Origin of the sequence: Paenibacillus germinis (genome assembly GCF_013141785.1) — a bacterium.
GTDB classification, from domain to species: Bacteria; Bacillota; Bacilli; order Paenibacillales; family NBRC-103111; genus Paenibacillus_E; species Paenibacillus_E phytorum.
Map to the genome: position 1 here is coordinate 203,138 of NZ_WHOC01000176.1, position 19,449 is coordinate 222,586.

The following is a 19,449-nucleotide window of genomic DNA, read 5'->3' on the forward strand; positions in this document are numbered from 1 at the left end:
TCAAAAAACTCGGATTAAAATAGTTCGGATAGCCGCGCAACAAGCATCACGACTATCCGAGGTTTACAACTTATGATTAATCTTTCACAACGCCGTCTGCGCCAAATGCAGCAATTGCAGCGGTTTTCACAGCTTCATACATTGCTTCAGGAGTAATTTCACCTGCGATTAGACCTTGGAACTTAGGTACGATAACTTCTGTTTCCAACTTAATCGCTTTAGCACCCAGTTCTGTCGGGATATCCGAACGAGCTGGTGTCGCATTTTTCAGCATGTAATCAACAGCAGCGATGTTCTCAGGGCTTCTGTCAATTTTCATGCTTTCAGCTGCTTTTTTACCGCTTTGCGTAATGTGAGCAGAGAACAGATCACTGTTTGTTGCTGCAGCATTTTTACCGCTAGCTAAGAAGTAAGCAGCTTTTACAACATTCGCTTTGTGCTCAGCCGTAGGTTCCTTTTTACCGCGGAACGTCATGTAACCGTCAACGACAGTAGCGAATGATGGTTTTGCACCTTGGAAAGTCGGAGCCGGCAATACCACATAATCAACCGGGATGGAATCTTTTACAGCACTTGCATCAGCTGCTTTAAGTTTTGCGTTATTGGTTTTAGCGGAATTCTCAAATACCGCAAGACCTTTACCAGTGATCATCGTTTGGCCTGTCAAGAACATGTTCCAACGTTTACCTGCATCTACGGAGCTAAGCTCTTTTGGCATGGAGCCGTCATCGATCAACGCACGAAGATCTTTCAGAAGACCTAGGTAGTTTTTGCTAGTGTACGCATATTTCAAATCTTTATTAAACGCATGAGGCATGCCGGCATTTTTCGCCATGATACCCAAGTAGTCAACGGCTGCAACGCCTTTAACAGCGAATACGAAACCATAGCGTGTTTTGCCGTTTTCAGTTACGACGCCTTTTTTGACCGCTTGACGGAATTCATCGTACGTCCAACCGCTCGTTTGTACTTTCTTCCAATCGATGCCAGCCTTTTCCAGGTACGCTTTGTTGCCGCCTAGTGCGTGAACTTCCATGTACGCTGGGAAACCGTAAAGTCCTTTGCCGTTCTTCATGTATTCAAGCGGAGCTTTCTCATAATCGTTAATCATCTCAGGAGTTGCTGAATCCGTAATGTCCATGAGCAAACCTTGCTGCAGATACTTAGGGATGCCGTCAGAGCCTCCGAACGCAATGTCCGGCGGGCTGCCCGCATTCACTTGCGTATCCAATTTCTGCTTCATATCTTCCCAGCTTGCCGGTTCGATTTTCAAAGTCAGATTCGGGTACAATGCCGTAAAGTCTTTGGACATTTGTTCGAAAGTCTTTTGGTAGTTCGGTGAAACTGGCGGCAGCAAAGCAGTAATGGTGTCTTTAGCTGTTGAGGCGCCGGCAGTAGCCGCTGGAGCAGGAGTGCCTGCTGGTGTAGTTGTTGCTTTCGTACCGGAAGTACCACCACAAGCTGTTAAAGCCATGGTTAAAGCTACGACGGATGCTAATACGGGCATTTTTCTTTTCATGTAAATAGACCTCCTAATATAGGGATCTTTGAGCGTAGCTCAAAGTCTCTCCTTTTTATATTGAGTTTTTCACACAACTTTGCTAAAAGTACGTATGGCTGTTTTCAAACGGCCGTCACATTGATTCAATGCTCGTTCTGCCTCCGCTGCATCCAAACCGGTTTTTATCATCATAATCGCCAATTTGCAATTCATGGAAGCGCTTTCCAAATGGGCAATAGCGCACTTTTCATCTACCCCTGTTGCCGCTCTAATGATACGAACAGAACGATCATACAATTTGATATTGCTTGCCTTCATGTCAACCATGAGGTTGTTATACGTCTTTCCAAGCTTCACCATCGTACAGGTCGTCAGCATGTTAAGAACCAGCTTCTGTGCTGTCCCCGCTTTCAATCGGGTAGATCCCATAATCGCTTCCGGCCCAACCACTGGCGCAATACACACATCACAGACAGGCTCTAGTTTCGAATTTTTGTTATTCACTACGCCGATCGTAGCTGCACCAATTTCCTTTGCTTTTTTTAAACTGGCAATGACGAATTGTGCGCTTCCACTGGCCGTAATTCCGATAACAGCATCCTTGTCTGTCACACCGCACCGTTCAATGAGTGCGATCCCCTCCTCCGCGTTATCCTCAAAACCTTCAACTGCAATTCTTAGTGCCCCATCGCCACCGGCGATATGACCTTGCACCAGCATGGGGTCAATACCAAAAGTAGGAGGACATTCAGAAGCGTCGAGCACACCGAGTCTGCCAGAAGATCCAGCCCCTACGTAGAACATTCTGCCACCGTTTTTAAGAACATGATGTAAAATATCAACCGCTTTCATAATTTGCGGTATTTCTGCTCCCACTGCAGCGGGAACCTCAGCATCCTGCTCATTCATTAAACGCAGCATTTGTTCCGTTGTACATTCATCCATAATCAGTGTTTTCTCGTTAATCTCTTCCGTAGTCAACCCCGACAGATACTCATCCATAGCCTTCCTCCTATCCTGTTTGTTACAATTTCTAATTTCATACTAGCGAAAAATTTCATGATGGTCAATAGTTTTTGAAATTTTATTTCTTTTTACAATAAACATTTGATTTTTTATTTTATTTTACAACAAAAAAAGACAACGACTTGATCTTGCTAAGGCGTTGTCTTTGTCTTTTATTTACGATGTTTGCTGCTGGCTATAATATCGTGCGTTTTAGCTAAATATTTCTTCACTTTCTTGTATTCCGCACTGGCTACACCCGCAAAAAGTATATCAATTACCGTCAGCATGGCAATTCGCGATCCCATGGCACCGCTTCTGATCGTTACCTCTGGTGTAGAAATGCTCAAGACGATATTCGCCTTATCTGCTAACTCGCTTTTATTATATTTGGTAATGGCAATAATACATGCGCCATTTTTTTTGGCTATTTCTAGCGAATCGAGAATTTCCACCGTACTGCCGGAATTCGAAATAAAGATGGCTACATCACTTTTGTCCATCAGCGTAGCTGCCGTGAGCTGGCTGTGCCCGTCCGTGTAGGTATGGCACATCTTGTTGATCCGTGAAAATTTCTGCTCCGCATCGATACCGACCAGACCGGAAGCACCAATTCCGAAAAATGCAATACGGTTACTTTCACGCAGGACTTTTACAGCACGGGCTATTTCATTTTTATCAATGACACTGAGGGTGTCTTCAATAGATTTACTATTATTGCGAGAAATATTAGAGATAATGACAGATAGATCATCCCCTGGTTGTATATCGGTGTACTGGTCTTTCTCATCATCGTCCATAGATCCGATTGAAGCCGAGATACTTACAATAAAGTTCCGGTAACCTTTATACCCCATCGTTTTACAGAAACGAAGAACAGATGCGTCACTGGTCTTCGTCAGCCCGGCAAGGCTTTTAATCGAAAGATGCGGGATTTCCTCTAAATTCTCCAAAATATACTCGGCTACCAACTTCTCTACAGGAGTTAGGCTTTCTTTCATATCACGAATCTTTATCAAAATATTATCATTAATTGACATATATATTATCTGTTCACCCTATTTTCTCTGAGCTGAAATTTTAATCTCATCATACGAATAATTGCTCAAAAAAACAAGATTTATATCTAAAATCGTACACAATTTTGAATATTAAGTTAAGAAATTTATTTTCAAAATAAACAATTCAAAGTAAAATTAAATTCCAATTTATATTGCAGCGTTTCTGAATGCGATGCTATAATAGCAGCGAGATTGAGCTAAATAGGAAGGGTGAATACATGGATGAATAAAAAATTGAAAATAGCGATTATTGGATCAGGAAGCACTTACACCCCAGAATTGATTGAAGGAATGATTAAGCGAAAAGACGTTTTACCAATAGATGAACTCGTACTCATGGATATTGATGCAAGAAAGTTGGAAATTGTAGGCAACCTCTGTGAACGCATGATACAGGCAGCGAATATTCCTTGTCGAGTTATCTTAACCGAAAACTTGGATGAAGCGCTGCTGAATGCGGATTTCGTGTTATCACAAATTCGTGTGGGTAAGCTGCCTGCCCGCGTACTCGACGAGACCATTCCTCTCAAATACGATTTAATCGGGCAAGAAACCTGCGGAATCGGTGGATTTTTTAAAGCCATGCGCACCATTCCCGTTATGCTTCATATTGCCGACCGTATGAAAGAACTGTGTCCGGATGCTTGGCTCATCAATTTCTCCAACCCAGCCGGAATTATTACAGAAGCTCTGCTTAACCATTCCAAGGTGAAGATGCTAGGTCTGTGCAATGTTCCTTTCAACATGTTCAAGAGCATTCGTGAAACCTTGCAATTAGACCATGCTAACTTTACCTATGTTGGACTTAACCATTTAAGCTGGATTACTTCTATTGAGCAAGATGGTAAGGATTATGTGAAAACGGCACTTGATATGGGGCTTAACAGTGAAGCGATGAAGAATATTCCTTCAAGCGGATTCAGTAAAGAGGTCGTTCAAATGGTGGGAGCCATACCTTCTTCTTATTTGGAATATTATTACTTCAAATTGAAGAAGCTGAAATTGCTGAAAGAAAGTGAATTAACACGAGGCGAGAAATGTATTCAGATCGAAGAGGAACTCCTAAACATCTACTTGGATTCCGAACTGCATTCAAAACCGGAGCTGCTTTCTACTCGCGGCGGTGCCAATTATTCGGAAGTAGCCATCAGTTTAGTCGATGCCATCTATAACGACAAACAAGAGGTTCATGTGGTCAACCTGCTTAACAACGGAGCCCTAGATTTCATGGAAAACTCCGATGCGGTTGAAGTTTGTGCGGTTATTGGTAAAAATGGCGCCACACCGATCAAAGTTAACGATTTCAATAATCAACATATCATTGATTATATGCGTATGGTTAAAGCCTATGAGCGTGAAACTGTAGCTGCTGCTGTGAACGGCAACGAAGATGCCGCTATGCGCGCCCTATTGATGAATCCATTGGTCGGTGACTACGATGCCGCGCATAACTGCTTCAATGAGTTGAAGGAAGCCCACAGAGACTACCTCCCGCAGTTTTTCGCTAATGAGAAGTAGTCATGAATGATAAAAAGTACATTATCGGTGTCGACGGCGGAAATAGTAAAACGGACTACTTTCTATTTGATATCCAAGGGAACTTTGTAGACCATATTCATACAGGCACATGCAGTCATGAACAGTTCCCCGACGCGTATCTGAGCTCTTTCAGAATCATGAATGAAAATATTCAGGATTTGCTGACGCGCAATCAGTTAACCATGGAACATATTGCAGCCGGTGCTTTCGGATTAGCTGGTGCAGACATTCCATCCCAGAAGGAAAATTTATGCCAAGTCATTGAACGCATCGGCTTTACTCACTATGCCATGGACAACGACTCATTCTTGGGTGTTAAAGCGGGCAGTGAAAAGGGCTTCGGCATTTGCTCCATTAATGGCTCGGGCTCCTCTACGGGAGGGATTTCTCCAAGTGGAAAGCGCCTTCAAATAGGCGGTGTTGGCAGTGAGTTATCTGGTGATGAAGCTGGGGGGTTCTTTCTAGCCAGAAAAGTACTACGGGCTGTATATGACTTTTTCTACCGTATGGGACCGGAAACCGAGATGACTGACCCCGTCATGAAGCTGCTGCAAATACCCAGTAAAGAATTGTTCATTGAATACACCTTGAACGGCATACAAAAGCGAACAAGTCCCACCACCAAGCTGGTGCAAATCCTGTTCTCCGCGGCAGATAACGGGGATTCCGTAGCTCTGAATATTATAGATAACACAGCCAAACAACTGGCCTACTCCACGGTTGGCTGTATGCACAATCTGGATTTTGACCATGAAGTCGATATTATTCTGGCAGGCTCAGTCTGGGTCAAAGCTGAAAGTCCTCTGCTTCTGCAAAACTTCAAAAATCATATTGCAAACTTGACCAATCACAGCTGCAATTACATCCTTCTACAAGTACCACCTGCAACTGGCGCAGTCCTATGGGCACTGGAACTTGCCTATGGTCATCCAGTGAATTTAGATACTCGTCTGAAAGTGATTGAGGCCGTAGAACAACACAATATTTTATAGTGAAATGAAATAAAGTATCGCTATAGTAACTAGAATATTTTAAGGGAACGAGACAGCGCTATTTGGACAAATAGCGCTGTCTCGTTCCTCTTATTCGATTTCATGCAAAGAATTTCCGAAATAAAGGATCTACGTTCCGCTAACTTAAGCTCAGATCTTCATACCTCATAAAGCCTCCAACAACCGTTGCCGATCATTCGATCCCATCGCTAAATGAATAAGGTGAGCCACCAATTTTTTCTGTTTTGGGTTTAAACGTGCAAATACTCTTGGTTCTAGTTGACACATTTCCCTGATGACAGATTCGAGCTCTTCTTTTCTGGTATTGTCCTCAGGTACGTCTTTAAAAGTAGGAAATGCCTTGGATTCCGCAAAGTCCTCAATAACATGATCTGCTAATAATCCCAAGTAGGGCTTCCTTTTTTGCTTAATAAACGTGTTGATTTCTTCAAGTAAAAATTGAAAGGCCTCGCTTCTTCTGCTTGCTCCAAAAGATAATTCCAGTTGTCCACCGTTGTCTTCACTATCAAAATCAAAATGATCAAATCCTTGACTTTGAATATAAACACTATGATAGAAGGAATCACCTTTATTATTAAAAGTTGTCGGCTGCTTATGCTTTTCAGCTAAATTTGAATCGATAAAGTAAAGCTTGGAATATTCATGATTGATTCGGTCATTCCAACGAACATATTTGATTTGAAACTCCGTTTGTGTAGGCTCATGAACGATTTTAAAACTTTCTTTTTCGGCTATAACGCACGAATAGTCTAAGGATACGCCATCCAATCTAACATCGAAATGTTTTTCAGAATGAAGTTCTAGGAACCACCCAAATTCCTTACATAAAAAAGTCAACAAATCCTCATATACAAAGTCTTTTATGATATTATGAAAAGTTACCGTCGTCCCTGAATCTTCATCTGTTAGTATGTTATTCGTAGCTTCATAAGTATCCAAATTTTTCGAATGAATACGAATGATATACGTATTTTTAAGAAGGCCGTCTACATATGTCGTTTCCCATGTTGCATCTGATGCAAAGTGGTGGAAGGTTAATCGACCGATTCCATTCTTTCCATGCATGGCAGAAGTCGTTCTTGCTCGCTTTTCAGGATCAACTTGCTTCTCTGATTCAAAAAATGGCGTAAACTTCCGATCTAATTCTCTCCTATCTATGCCATAACCATTATCAGAAATGACAATTTGATCTATGCCGCCTAGAACATTCTTATGAAGCTTAACATCTACAACAGTAGCTTGAGCATCGAAACCATTCCAAATATATTCAGAGATTGCTTGCAAATAATCAAACTTACGAAGAGTTTTTTCGATACCTTTTGAGGATATTTCTATTTTGCTTTTGCCCAAAACGATCAACCCCTTCAATGAATATCACTCCAATATCTACAATCTATCATATTCCAAATCTTTCAATTCGTATGTCGATTCATGCTTGCCTGATGCAAATCTTTTTCGACAAAAAACTCCTCCTGCAAGGCATGAGTCGCGCGATTTTCTCCGCCTGGGACGGACTGGATATCGAAGTGAGATATGGTCAGCCCTACTTGCGCACCGTGCTCACTCGCTTCGCTCCCTGCGTGCGGGCTGAACCCCTTACCTCATCGCTGCCAGCGAAGTGCTCTCCCGCAGTGGCTGGTTTCACTGCCCAATCGACTTGGTGATCTTATATAAGCAAAACTACCAGAATTATCGGCTTCACCTATTGTCAAGCTTCTTATTTAACGCTACACTAAAAGCAATTCGGTCGTGAAGCACACGCCGCTTCGATACTTTGTATCGGGGCGGCTTTTTGCTTTTGCCTGTGAATAAAGGAGAGGGAAGACATGTCAAGATTTGACCTAAAATATGAGGAATGGTTACAATCGAATATTGTGCATGAGACAAATCACAGAAGGCGTGAGTTGCTTGAAAAGGGCTTAGGTCATGGCACCATGGAATTTTTGCGATCCGTTTGGTTCCCAACTGTCAACAATTTCGATCACCTTTATCCCGAATGGGAGGTGCGTGATTTTAACAATGGATACCGTTATGTGGATCTTGCATATTTACCTGGAGGTGTGAAGGGTGGCATTGAAATTCAGGGCTACGGTTCTCACGCCAGGGATCTTGATGTAAAACGATTTAAAGATTTATGTTGGCGGCATTGTTTATTGGCGCTTGATGGCTGGATATTTTTACCCATTGCTTATCTTTCCATTCAAGATGAACCTCAACGATGCCAGCAACTGGTACTTTCCTTCATTGGAAAATTCATCTCAACAAATGTGCAGCCCGAATTAAATTTTCTCGAAGCGGAAACAGTACGATTTGCTCGGCGCCTGCTTCGTCCATTCACACCCATAGTGTTGGCTGGCCATCTGCGAATTACCGACCGTCATGCCCGGCGGATTCTGCACAATTTGGTTGAAATGGAAATCTTATTTGTAACGAGCGGAAAAATGAGGTACCGCATGTATTGCTTACGGACTCAGTAGACGTAATTTGGATAAAATGGAGCACGTAAAAATTCTAACGGACTCCGCTGCTACTATTCATTGAAACAGACAGAAAATTGATTTTTTTTTATCTAATAACGATTATAGAGTCCGTTAGATAAGAGGAAAGCTCAAATAACCGATAATAACGGCGATTAGGTCCGTTAAGGGGCAACCAGCAGGGAACTTTCCTTCAACCTGCAGCTATCACTTTTCTGACAATAGTGTTAGCTATTAACGAAGGTCACGGTAGATGTCAACGATGCCTTGCTCAACCCTACAAAGTGAAGCATCCCTCCGGAATGTATCCCGATTACTTTGAGGGTTGAGTGAACCCAAATCTAAGCCCCTTATGGTGTTTCACAATAAATATGGAGTAAACTTCGCTTACCCTAAAACATATAAATTCCTATCTATCGACAAAAAAAACGACACCTCAAAGGTGCCGCTTTACATTATTTCTTGATTTCTTCCAGTGGAGAATGATGTCCGTAAAACGTTTTTTCTCTTATAACTGGGGCTGTCCATTTTACAGCATTGGCGATCACGCGCTGAACATCTTTGTTGTGATAGGTAGGATAAGTCTCATGTCCTGGACGGAAATAGAAAATTCGGCCTTGACCGCGACGGTACGTGCAGCCGCTGCGGAACACCTCGCCCCCCTCAAACCAACTGACGAAGATTAATTCATCAGGTACAGGAATATCAAAATGCTCTCCGTACATCTCCTCTTCCGCCAAATCGATATAGGGGCCAATTCCCTCAACGATTGGATGCGATGGATCAATAACCCAAAGCCGTTCTTTCTCGTCCGCTTCTCTCCAAAGCAGGTCACAGGATGTCCCCATTAGCTTGCGGAACATCTTGGAATGGTGGCCTGAATGCAAGACGACCAGCCCCATCCCCTTATGTACACGGTCACAAATACGATCGACGACATCATCCTGAAAGCCCTTGTGATCGACGTGACCCCAATAAATGAGAACATCGGTAGCATCCAGCTTTTCTTGGGTTAGTCCATGCTCAGGCTCATTAAAAGTTGCAAAGCTAATCTCAAATCCATCCTGCTTGATACCATCAGCAATGGCTCCATGCATCCCTTTGGGATATATCCGGGCTACCTCTTCTTTTCTTTGCTCTTGCAGAAATTCATTCCATATCGTTACTTTAATCATACAACTCGCTCCTTTTTTAACAATGAATGCAGTTATATGGTTCTCGTTACTCCGTCTTTAGCTGAATCTATGATCGCTTGCAGCACTCGTTGATTACGGTATCCGTCTATGATTGTAGGGAGTAATGGAGAGTTAGCCTGTTCCAAATAATCCACAAAATCCTGCAGCATGGGCTTCATCGTTTTCTCGTCCAAATGAATGACTTTTTCTGTTAGCTCCAGCTTTTCGCCTTCTCTAACCGTCAAATGAACTTCATTCGGTTGTTCAACTGAAATCCTGACGGTGCCTAGATCGCCAAACAACGTAACCTGAAATTGATTTTTCGTTCCAATGGCATTTTTATGGGTATAAAACGTGCCCATGACCCCGCCTTCAAGCACACACTGGAATCCTGTAAAGTCATCCACGTCTACTTCCACGAGTTGATTCGTCCGCGAATCTGTTCGGTGATCGATAAATGTGCTCATCATACCGGCCACTTGCGTAAATTCTCCTACAAAAAAGCGTGCCGCATCCACCATATGAGAGCCAATATCCGCTAATATACCTGACCCTGCCATCTCTTTGTTAAATCGCCAGGTGTACTCCTTGTTAAACATGGGCGCGTTTTCCTCTTGCAAGTAGTGAGCGGCAATATGCCGAATACGCCCTAAAGTCCCTTGTTCTACAAGCTTCTTAACGTATTGAAAGCAAGGTCTATAACGGTAGGAAAATCCAATCATGCAGGGTATCGGATTCTTTTCATACAAGCTTAATAATTCATCTGCTTCTTCCATCGTTCGTGTGAAAGGTTTTTCAGAGAATATCGGTTTACCGCATACAATCGCATATTTTAAAATGTCATAATGGAATTTATTCGAAACACCGGATATGATAAAGTCAACATCGGTATCAGCAATAATCGCTTTATAATCGCTATAGCGCTTCTCAGCCGATAAGTTCAATCGATCACCGACCTCTTGAACCGCCTTCGTATTCACATCACAAATGGCTGCAACTCTCGTATTCACAATTCTCGAAAGATGGTTCATATGATAATCGCCAATTCCTCCAAGACCAATAATGCCTACGTTCCATATGTCTTTGTTCATCCTGCTGCCCTCCCGATATTGTCTTCAACTACTTATTCAATCGTCAGACAAGAATTTCTTTCTATAATTTTGCTTTCTATAATCATATTTTCCGAGAAATCCCCTTGCAGAACGCCTAGTTGGTGCATTAACAATCGGACCGATTGAGCCCCTAATTCCGAAGGCTGCAAATCCATGCTCGTCAAAGACGGGTTCGATTGAACCATCATAGAGAGATCTCCGCATATGACAAACAAAGATACATCTTCTGGTACCCTGAGATTCAGATCCTTGAGTGCATTAAGGACACTGAATGCCGTGCGGTCGTCATCTGCAATAATCGCGGTCACTTTCTTCTTCTGGTTACCAAGGATTTCAATCGTCTCAGCATAGCCATAGTCCATGTATTCACTTGTATTTAAGGCAGGCTTATGATGAATCATGTGTTCTTCCACGTCAAGCAGATGATCATTCATCGCCTTGATGAAGCCGGCTTTTCTATCGATGGACACGGTCATAAGCTCATTTGCATTTAAAAACATAATGTCTTTATGACCCTTGTCGATCAGATACTTGCATATATTGTCAATAATCTTATGATTGTCGTTATCCACGCTGAAAGATTTATGAATATTGGTATTCATGACTCTGCCGACAGTAACAAAGGGGATTTGTTCACCATGCATGAGGTTGATACGGTCATCATCGGTCGTTGGACTCATCACAACAGCACCATCAATCGGATAACTCGACAGGAATGGTGTTTTCACCTTTTGTACAGGAATCATATCCAGCAGAACCCTGTATCCATAAAAGGAAGCTTCCAAAATAACGCCATTAATAAACTGTGTATGAAATGCGCTAAAAAAGAAGCTGCCATGCGGGATTGTCAACCCGATCGCCATGGTTTTCTTCGTAGCCAAGCTTCGCGCAATATGATTAGGCACATAATTTAATTGTCTGGAGACCGTCATGACTCTCTCTTTTACTTCGTCACTTGTAGGTCTTTTTTGGCTAAAAACATTCGACACTGTCCCTTTTGAGACTTTCGCTAATTTTGCTACTTCATCAATTTTAGCCATATATAATCAAACATCCCTTCAGAAAACCATCCATTTATCCTAATTCTTCATTGAGTTTTTCCACTAAATCGATTAATTCCAGCGGATGGTTGATCGTATAGTCGGGTATTTCACTTTCGTCTGCGTGCAATTTCGGGTATCTAGGCGTCCAGCTCAAGAAGACACTCGTAATCCCCATAGCATTGGCTCCTTTAACATCGCGGCTCAGGTTGTTGCCAACCATGACAATACGGGAGCAATCCTGCTCGCTGAGATCCAATGCTCCAATCGCGGCTTTAAACATACGGGAACTTGGTTTAGAAGCTTTAATCGTCTCTGAATAAATCATCGTAGTAAAATAATCATACAATCCATTTTGCGTTAAAATATTTTTGAACGATTGCGCCCTACCGTCGGCTACAATGGCTAGTATATATCCACGTTCGGCCAGCGTCTTCACCATAATATCGGCCCCTGGAATCACATTCGCCTCAATGACAATATCGTTGTCATCTCTAATTTCGGTTCCTTCATCAATGATGGTATCTCCGCAGTCCAGAAAAACAATAAGCTTCTTAGCATTAGGATCAATCGTTGTCGTATCATTCGTTGTCTTAAGACTCATGGATTACACCTCTTAAGTTTAATTGATTTGCATAGTGGCATGCAGCATAATGATTTTCGCCGACGGCCTGCAGCTCTGGTTCTTCCTGTATACATTTATCGGACTTATACGTACACCTTGGATGAAAGTGACATCCGCTTGGAGGATTAGCTGGATTAGGAACTTCTCCTTCGAGAATAATTCGATCCTTCTTATAATTCGGGTCTGGCTCAGGTACAGCCGACAATAGCGCCTCCGTATAGGGATGCTTGGGATGATCAAATAACGAATCCACTGGCGCCAGTTCTACAATTTTCCCTAAGTGCATAACAGCTACTCTATCGGATATGTTTTGAACGATGGATAAATCATGAGAGATGAAAATATAAGTGATCTGCAGCTGCTCTTGCAGGTCCTTCAGCAGATTAATGATTTGTGCCTTTATTGACACGTCTAACGCCGAAACAGCTTCATCACATACAATTAGTCTCGGTTGAGAAATAAGTGATCTCGCAATAGCGATACGTTGTCTTTGCCCTCCGGAAAAGGCATGAGGATATCGTTTGAGATAGCTGACATTTAATCCCGTCTTCTCTGCGATTTGGGTAACTTTGTCATCCAATTGTGATTTCGTCAGCTTAAAGTTGGCGAGCAGCGGCTCAGCTATAATATCGTATACGCTCATTCTCGGACTCAGTGATGAATAGGGATCCTGAAAAATCATCTGAATATCTTTTCTATATTTCTTGAATTCTTTACCTCGCAACCCTAAAAAATCAACTTGCTCCTCACCTTCAGGTTGATACATCACTTGCCCTGAAGTAGCATCCATCCCTCGCACAATACATCGGCCTAACGTCGTTTTGCCACAGCCTGATTCGCCGACAATGCTTAGAGTCTCCCCTTCCAATAGCTCAAAAGAGACGTTGTTCAAAACACGAATGGATGAAGGCTTGCTAAACAGCTTATTCTTGGATTTTACTTGAAAATCCTTATTTAGATTATTTACTTTCAGTATAGGTTTAGACATCCTTATTCTCCTTCGCCCTCATCCTTATAAAGAAAACATCTAACCATATGGCTATCGGATATTCGAGTTTTCGGCACGGCCTGTTTATTGCATACACCTTCAATCCTATCCTTGCAACGATCATAAAAGCCGCACATTGGAGGCATATTGAATGCCATCGGAACTGTTCCTTCAATCGATTCTAGACGTGTATGTCTATTTCCGCCTAATCTTGGCATCGATTTGAGCAGACCTTTCGTATAGGGGTGTTTAGGATTATTGAAAATATCTTCTACTGTCGACTGCTCGACAATTTTCCCTAGATACATGACGGCCACTTCGTCGCACATTTCTGCTATGATCCCAAGATCATGCGTCACCAGCAGAATGGCCATGCCAAATTCCTGTTGGAGTCCCTTCATAAGCTCTAACACTTGCGCTTGAATGGTTACATCCAGTGCAGTCGTGGGCTCATCGGCAATTAACAGTTCCGGATTGCAGGACAAAGCCATTGAGATCATCGCACGCTGGCGCATGCCGCCGGAAAACTCATGCGGAAATTGGTCAAACCGCTTCTCTTGATCGGATATCCCAACTTTACTGAGCATTTCTAGCGCTATCTTCTTGGCCTCTTTTTTATTTTTGGTGCGGTGGATCAAAATGGACTCCATGATCTGATTCCCGATCGTATACATCGGTGAAAATGCCGTCATGGGTTCTTGAAATATCATAGCAATTTTGCGACCTCGAATCGATCGAATCTGTTTACCTCGCGAATCTAGAGATAATAAATCCAAATCGTTTAGCGCCTTCTCAGAAGTGGAATGATAAACAATCTTCCCTGAGGTTTCACATTCTTTGGGATTAATACTGATGATAGCTCGACTGGTCAGACTTTTTCCACAGCCGGATTCACCAACAAGGCCCAATGTTTTACCCTTTTTTATTTCAAAATCAACGCCATCAACAGCTTTCATTTCCCCATTATCCATTTGAATTCGAATTTTGAGGTCTTGAACGGATAGCAGGGGTTGTTCGGATTGTGAAACAGAAGCTTGAGATGTCATAATATCTCCTCGCCTTACGCTAATATGGATTATTTCTTGTATGGATCGGCAGCATCGCGCAATCCGTCTCCTAGAAAGTTAAAGGTTAATACGGTAACGATAACAAATCCTAAAGGGATTAGCTTCCATGGATACAAAGCGACATTCTCGATCTGTTGAGCTTCCTGAAGCAGAACACCCCAGCTGGTAGCAGGAGAGCGTATTCCAAGTCCAAGAAAGCTCATGGCTGTCTCTCCGAGAATCATGCCGGGTATGGCTAATGTCGTTGCCACAACCAAGTAGCTGATAAAACCAGGCAAAAGATGTTTAATAATGATTTTAGCATCGCTAACGCCGGCTATTTTGGCTGCAAGCACATATTCTTCATTTTTCAACGAAATAAACTTTCCTCTTGCTACCCTAGCCAGTTCCGTCCAACCAATAAAGGCGAAGATAATGACGATATAGATATACATCGTTACTACGGGCACACGCGGTGGTATGGCAGCCGAAAGTGCCATCCATAGTGGGAGCGTCGGAAATGAACGAATAATTTCAATGAAACGCTGAATGACCGAATCGATCCAACCTCCGAAATACCCCGATACGCCCCCGATAAACAAACCTAAGACAAAACTGATCGTTACGCCAATGAGAGGGATGCTTAATGAAATCTGACTTCCCATCACAATTCGCGATAATAAGTCTCTGCCCATCCCGTCCGTACCGAATATAAATACACGACCAGGTTGATCTACGCCAAATAGATGTCTATTCGTTGGAATCAAGCCAAGGAATTTATAGCTTTCACCTTTGACAAAAAAGCGGATCGAATGGCGAACCTTTTCATCCGGAACAAAGACTTTACGAAGTGTAACCGGGTCTCTGGCTGACTTTAGGTCATATACAAACGGTCTAAATTGAAACTTTCCCTCGGCATCTATGAAGCTCACTTTAGCTGGAGGCGCATTCACATATTTACTGTCGTAGCTCTCCAACCCGTAAGGCGCTATAAACTGAGCAAATATGGCGGCTATGTAGAACAAGGATAGAATCACTAAGCTGATCCGGGCTAATTTATGCTTCTTTAACCTGTGATACATAAGACGCCATTGTGAACTGTAATAGACATCGCTGTTTTTTTGTGGCTTGATCACGTTTAATTTCTGTTTCCCTGCTATCGGAATTGTTTTCATAGGTTATGTACCTCTGAACTCTGTGCGAATTTTTGGATCGAGCCATGCCAATAAAATATCCGAAATCAATGTCCCTATAACCGTTAACACAGCCATAAACAATAACCAGGTGCCTGCCAAATACATATCCTGGGCTAATAATGCGTTATACATAACGGGACCTTGAATGGGTAAATTCAATACGATTGCCGTAATCGTTGAACCTGTGAAAATGGAGGTTAGTGACCATCCAATGGTACTAACGATCGGATTCATAGCAGCGCGCGTCGGATATTTAAGCAATATTTTCGTTTCCGATAAGCCCTTTGATCTTGCGGTTACCACATTCGGCTTATTCAATTCGTCCAGCATTTGACCTCTCATGACTCGAATCAGCTCTGCCGTGTTCGCCAAGCCAATTACAAGAACAGGGATAATCATATGCTTCAGCAAATCAAGAACCTTGTCCATCGACCATCCTGCATTGACGAATTCATTCGAAAATAGCCCTAGCAGGGGATCGCCAAAATATACATAAGAGAGGTACATTAAAATAATAGCCATTAAGAAGTGAGGGGTAGCCATGCCAAGGAAGCCTATGGCTGAAAAAATATAATCACCTATCGAATATTGTCTTACCGCACAGTAAATACCGATGGGAATCGCTACCGCATAGGTAAAGGCCATCGTTACCAAAGAGACGATGATCGTTAACCCCATGTACTGCGCTATGACGTCCATAACAGGCCTGTTATAGCTGAACGAATACCCGAAATCGAAATTAAAAACAATATTTTTCATCCACGCTAGGTATTGCATAAACCATGGTTGATCCAATCTTAAACTTGCTCTCATTTCATCCATATCTTGCTGCGTCATGACATCGCCTGCCACGGACATCTTTGCCGCATAAGTCGATACATAGTCACCGGGCGGCAGTTGAATGATGTAGAAGACGATCATTGATATAAAAATAACGACGGGTATTACCAATATAATTCTTCTTAAAATATATTGGAGCATCTCTATTCAATCCTCTCCGCTTCATTCGAAGATGCTGCTGAATGCAATAAGGGGAAGCTAAGCTCCCCCTATTGATTACAGGTTTAACTTATGGTTTGATATAAAATTGCGATGGATGACCATGCCCTAAGCTGCGGAACTCATCTGAAAAAACCAAATCTTTCGGTATGTTACCCATTTTATTTGAGGCTACAACCAGCGTAGGCGTTGGACCGGCATAACCAATAATCCATTGATTCTTTTGATGAAGCTTAATGATCTCATTACTCCATTTATTGATTTCCTCTTTACTTGTAGATGATTTCACTTTGTTCCAGTAGTCCAGAATTAAGGCTACATCACCTTCTGGTTTGACGCCTTCTTTGCCATTGGATGAAGTAAACAATCCGTAATGTCCGAACCATGGGGTCAGCACTCTCAGAGGAACAAGCGTATCAGGCCGGAAGGCTACATTGACTAACGAAATGTTTTCCGTGGTCGCTGGGATCTTATTCGAGTACTTGAGTTCCTGCTGAGTTCCTGCATCCACAACCTTAACGTCCATCTTAATCCCGACGGCTTGATAATACTTTTTAACTAATTCTAGAAAAGTTGCCGTGCTCGTGCTGCCTTCAATAACCGTTATCGTTAAATCCGAGCCGTCTGCATTCAAACGGAAATTATTTTTATCCCGTTTCGTCAAACCTAACTCATCCAATAATTGATTGGCACGATTCACATCGAATTTGCTCCACTGGTCCGACCAGCCTTTTTGGAAACCAACTAAGCCCTCCGGAACCGATGCTTGCACAGGAGCACCTAAACCATTTGTAACGATCTCGGAAATTTCTTTACGATCAACTGCAACGGACAGTGCTTCTCTAAATCGAATATCCTGAAACAGCTTGCGCAGGTTAGGGTCTGGCGTGGTCTGATTGAGTTGAATGCCAGCACTTGACCAAGTTGGCGTGGTCCAAGGCATCACCCGGAACCCTGCTTTCTTCTCATTTTCTTTCAATACGGTGAAATCTTTAAAATCAAAGGTAAGAAGATTATAATCTCCCGCTAGTGAACCAAGAACTCTTTGAGCGGGGTCTTGAACTTTGGTAGCGACAATGCGGTCCATATAGGGTAGTTGGTTGCCTTCGCTATCCACTTTCCAATAGTAGGGATTGCGTTCCATAATAAATTGATCACTATTCGGATCGTTTTTAGCGACCCAAGCTCTTAAAGTCGGGATTTGTGGGTTTACCCAATAATAATAGCCCGTTGCTACCAAGAAAGACTTAACATCTTCAAATCCCCATTTTTTAGCAATCTCAAGTGCTTTATCTTGGCCTACAAATTCAGGCAGTATCGTTTTTTGGAAATGTGCCGGTGCAAAGAACCATTTGTTGTCAATGGCAACGCGTTCCAGGAACAGCACACTTGGATATTTATGTACAACTTTAAAGGTGTAATCATCAATTTTCGTAATTTTAGCTAAAGCTTTTTCCCCTGTCACAGGATCGACGGAGTAATAAGCATCATATATTTTTTTGCCGAAGGTTTCTTTCGTTAGCATGTGCTCCCAGTAGAACAGGACATCATCGGCTGTGAATGGCATGCCGTCTGACCACTTCATGCCCTTCCTTAAATAAATGGTGAATTCGGTTGAATCTTTATTCACGTCAAAACCTTTGGCCACATTTGGTTCAACAGCGCTTCCATCCTTGTTAAAACGGAAAAGCGCCTCCTCTGTCGGTTGACCGACTGCCCAACGATCATTAGGCCCTGACCAGGGCATTTTCCAGTCGCCGCCGTATTTGCCGATCTCTTCGGTTACTTTTTCCACCATGATATCTTCCTTAACCGGCATACGTTCAATCACAGGTTTCAACGTGCCTGCACCGACGAGCTTAGTTAACATCGGAGCCTCTTTGTAGCCGTCAGCCTTCACTGGTGCAGATGCAACAGGCGCTTTCGTTGCCTGAACGGCTGAACTTGGCTTTGGATCACTTTCACTCTCACATGCTGTAAAAACAACGGCAAAGATCAACATCATCCCTACAAAAAACAACTTATTCTTGTTCAAACCTATCCCCTCCATGATTATACTGGTACTTCAATCTTCTTCATCAAGCTCTGAAAATTGTTTCCCTTCACCTCCTAGGTAGATCACGCATTAAACCGGTTTAATACAGGTAAGTGAGCAATATGTAGGTCGTAAATCAAGTTAAGTATATATGGTGTTAAACCGGTTTAATTGAATTTACAAAAAAAAAAAATTGTAGGCGCTTAATAATCTATGAGTTAGAGGGGACATAATCCACTCTCACTTAAACCGGTTTAATACAGGAACAGCATACGTGTAAGCGCTTTATCTTTTGTAATATCGTACATCGAATTTACGTCTAATGCAACACTTTTTTTGGAAGAAATTAGGGGTAGTAAAAAACAGGAATGCCACTTTCCAAAGCTAAAACAAGTAACCTCGCTTCTCGACATGCTGTCCCGCGCGTCCGTACTGAATAAGCTCGAAAACCGCGCTTATTCAGGAGCGCCTGAGTAAGTAACGCGAAAACCGCGCTTACAGCGAGAGCTCTGCGAGCCGAAAGAGTCTGAGAAGCTGAAAATCGACTTCTCAGCATACTGTCTTGCGCATTCGTTCTGAATAAGCGCTGAAAACGCGCTTATTCAGGAGTACCCGAGCAAATAAGCGCGAAAACCGC

At 42.6% G+C, this 19,449-nt stretch carries 16 protein-coding genes; 3 read left to right on the top strand and 13 right to left on the bottom strand.

Annotated elements, in window-relative coordinates:
- Positions 1 to 76: 76 nt before the first annotated feature.
- From GC102_RS34585 to GC102_RS34595, 3 genes are all read right to left on the bottom strand, one after another.
- Positions 77 to 1,519: an ABC transporter substrate-binding protein gene (locus tag GC102_RS34585; RefSeq protein WP_171693533.1), complete on the bottom strand. Its 1,443-nt coding sequence runs from the start codon at positions 1,517 to 1,519 to the stop codon at positions 77 to 79.
- Between the two features lie 69 nt (positions 1,520 to 1,588).
- The gene (murQ, locus tag GC102_RS34590; RefSeq protein ID WP_171693534.1) at positions 1,589 to 2,503 is read right to left on the bottom strand and encodes an N-acetylmuramic acid 6-phosphate etherase; all 915 of its coding nucleotides are present in this window, start codon (positions 2,501 to 2,503) and stop codon (positions 1,589 to 1,591) included.
- A 176-nt stretch (positions 2,504 to 2,679) separates the two neighbouring features.
- A complete protein-coding gene (locus tag GC102_RS34595; RefSeq protein WP_057305501.1) occupies positions 2,680 to 3,546 on the bottom strand; it encodes a MurR/RpiR family transcriptional regulator in 867 nt (288 codons plus the stop codon).
- A 243-nt stretch (positions 3,547 to 3,789) separates the two neighbouring features.
- Here GC102_RS34595 and GC102_RS34600 point away from each other — a divergent pair, with 243 nt between their 5' ends.
- Together GC102_RS34600 and GC102_RS34605 are read left to right on the top strand one after the other, a co-directional pair.
- Positions 3,790 to 5,085 carry a 6-phospho-beta-glucosidase gene (locus GC102_RS34600; RefSeq protein ID WP_171693535.1) on the top strand — a complete coding sequence of 432 codons (1,296 nt, stop codon included), beginning with the start codon at positions 3,790 to 3,792 and terminating at the stop codon, positions 5,083 to 5,085.
- 2 nt (positions 5,086 to 5,087) lie between these two features.
- Complete coding sequence (locus GC102_RS34605) at positions 5,088 to 6,098, top strand: BadF/BadG/BcrA/BcrD ATPase family protein (protein WP_171693536.1); 1,011 nt, start codon at positions 5,088 to 5,090, stop codon at positions 6,096 to 6,098.
- Positions 6,099 to 6,263: 165 nt separating this feature from the next.
- Here GC102_RS34605 and GC102_RS34610 read toward each other — a convergent pair whose 3' ends face one another.
- Positions 6,264 to 7,469 carry an ATP-binding protein gene (locus GC102_RS34610; protein WP_171693537.1) on the bottom strand — a complete coding sequence of 402 codons (1,206 nt, stop codon included), beginning with the start codon at positions 7,467 to 7,469 and terminating at the stop codon, positions 6,264 to 6,266.
- 476 nt (positions 7,470 to 7,945) lie between these two features.
- Here GC102_RS34610 and GC102_RS34615 point away from each other — a divergent pair, with 476 nt between their 5' ends.
- Positions 7,946 to 8,596, top strand: a complete 651-nt coding sequence (locus GC102_RS34615) for a transcriptional regulator (protein ID WP_171693538.1) — start codon at positions 7,946 to 7,948, stop codon at positions 8,594 to 8,596.
- Between the two features lie 455 nt (positions 8,597 to 9,051).
- On the opposite strand, the gene GC102_RS34620 is transcribed toward GC102_RS34615, so the two are convergent.
- The 9 genes from GC102_RS34620 to GC102_RS34660 form a co-directional block, all read right to left on the bottom strand.
- Complete coding sequence (locus GC102_RS34620) at positions 9,052 to 9,771, bottom strand: ThuA domain-containing protein (protein ID WP_171693539.1); 720 nt, start codon at positions 9,769 to 9,771, stop codon at positions 9,052 to 9,054.
- Positions 9,772 to 9,803: 32 nt separating this feature from the next.
- Positions 9,804 to 10,862, bottom strand: coding sequence for a Gfo/Idh/MocA family protein (locus GC102_RS34625; RefSeq protein ID WP_171693540.1), 1,059 nt, complete (start codon positions 10,860 to 10,862; stop codon positions 9,804 to 9,806).
- Positions 10,863 to 10,894: 32 nt separating this feature from the next.
- A complete protein-coding gene (locus tag GC102_RS34630) occupies positions 10,895 to 11,923 on the bottom strand; it encodes a LacI family DNA-binding transcriptional regulator (protein WP_171693541.1) in 1,029 nt (342 codons plus the stop codon).
- Between the two features lie 34 nt (positions 11,924 to 11,957).
- On the bottom strand, positions 11,958 to 12,527 hold the full coding sequence (locus GC102_RS34635; RefSeq protein WP_171693542.1) for an HAD family hydrolase: 570 nt from the start codon (positions 12,525 to 12,527) through the stop codon (positions 11,958 to 11,960).
- Positions 12,517 to 13,536 (bottom strand): ABC transporter ATP-binding protein, encoded by a 1,020-nt coding sequence (locus GC102_RS34640; protein ID WP_171693543.1) that lies wholly within the window; start codon positions 13,534 to 13,536, stop codon positions 12,517 to 12,519. The genes GC102_RS34635 and GC102_RS34640 overlap by 11 nt, the downstream gene beginning before the upstream one ends.
- Before the next feature lie 2 nt (positions 13,537 to 13,538).
- Positions 13,539 to 14,582 carry an ABC transporter ATP-binding protein gene (locus GC102_RS34645; protein WP_171693544.1) on the bottom strand — a complete coding sequence of 348 codons (1,044 nt, stop codon included), beginning with the start codon at positions 14,580 to 14,582 and terminating at the stop codon, positions 13,539 to 13,541.
- A 29-nt stretch (positions 14,583 to 14,611) separates the two neighbouring features.
- A complete protein-coding gene (locus GC102_RS34650) occupies positions 14,612 to 15,757 on the bottom strand; it encodes an ABC transporter permease (RefSeq protein ID WP_171693545.1) in 1,146 nt (381 codons plus the stop codon).
- A gap of 3 nt (positions 15,758 to 15,760) precedes the next feature.
- Entirely contained in the window at positions 15,761 to 16,759 is a 999-nt protein-coding gene (locus tag GC102_RS34655; protein ID WP_171693546.1) for an ABC transporter permease, read from the bottom strand.
- Positions 16,760 to 16,847: 88 nt separating this feature from the next.
- Complete coding sequence (locus GC102_RS34660; protein WP_246321283.1) at positions 16,848 to 18,812, bottom strand: ABC transporter substrate-binding protein; 1,965 nt, start codon at positions 18,810 to 18,812, stop codon at positions 16,848 to 16,850.
- Positions 18,813 to 19,449: the final 637 nt, after the last annotated feature.

Excerpts from the sequence above, each read along its gene's own strand:
- GC102_RS34620 (WP_171693539.1), bottom strand. The coding sequence starts at position 9,771 with ATGATTAAAGTAACGATATGGAATGAATTTCTGCAAGAGCAAAGAAAA.
- GC102_RS34635 (WP_171693542.1), bottom strand. The coding sequence starts at position 12,527 with ATGAGTCTTAAGACAACGAATGATACGACAACGATTGATCCTAATGCT.
- GC102_RS34625 (WP_171693540.1), bottom strand. The coding sequence starts at position 10,862 with ATGAACAAAGACATATGGAACGTAGGCATTATTGGTCTTGGAGGAATT.
- GC102_RS34640 (WP_171693543.1), bottom strand. The coding sequence starts at position 13,536 with ATGTCTAAACCTATACTGAAAGTAAATAATCTAAATAAGGATTTTCAA.
- GC102_RS34595 (WP_057305501.1), bottom strand. The coding sequence starts at position 3,546 with ATGTCAATTAATGATAATATTTTGATAAAGATTCGTGATATGAAAGAA.
- GC102_RS34650 (WP_171693545.1), bottom strand. The coding sequence starts at position 15,757 with ATGAAAACAATTCCGATAGCAGGGAAACAGAAATTAAACGTGATCAAG.
- GC102_RS34655 (WP_171693546.1), bottom strand. The coding sequence starts at position 16,759 with ATGCTCCAATATATTTTAAGAAGAATTATATTGGTAATACCCGTCGTT.
- GC102_RS34600 (WP_171693535.1), top strand. The coding sequence starts at position 3,790 with ATGAATAAAAAATTGAAAATAGCGATTATTGGATCAGGAAGCACTTAC.
- GC102_RS34615 (WP_171693538.1), top strand. The coding sequence starts at position 7,946 with ATGTCAAGATTTGACCTAAAATATGAGGAATGGTTACAATCGAATATT.
- murQ (WP_171693534.1), bottom strand. The coding sequence starts at position 2,503 with ATGGATGAGTATCTGTCGGGGTTGACTACGGAAGAGATTAACGAGAAA.
- GC102_RS34645 (WP_171693544.1), bottom strand. The coding sequence starts at position 14,582 with ATGACATCTCAAGCTTCTGTTTCACAATCCGAACAACCCCTGCTATCC.
- GC102_RS34605 (WP_171693536.1), top strand. The coding sequence starts at position 5,088 with ATGAATGATAAAAAGTACATTATCGGTGTCGACGGCGGAAATAGTAAA.
- GC102_RS34630 (WP_171693541.1), bottom strand. The coding sequence starts at position 11,923 with ATGGCTAAAATTGATGAAGTAGCAAAATTAGCGAAAGTCTCAAAAGGG.
- GC102_RS34585 (WP_171693533.1), bottom strand. The coding sequence starts at position 1,519 with ATGAAAAGAAAAATGCCCGTATTAGCATCCGTCGTAGCTTTAACCATG.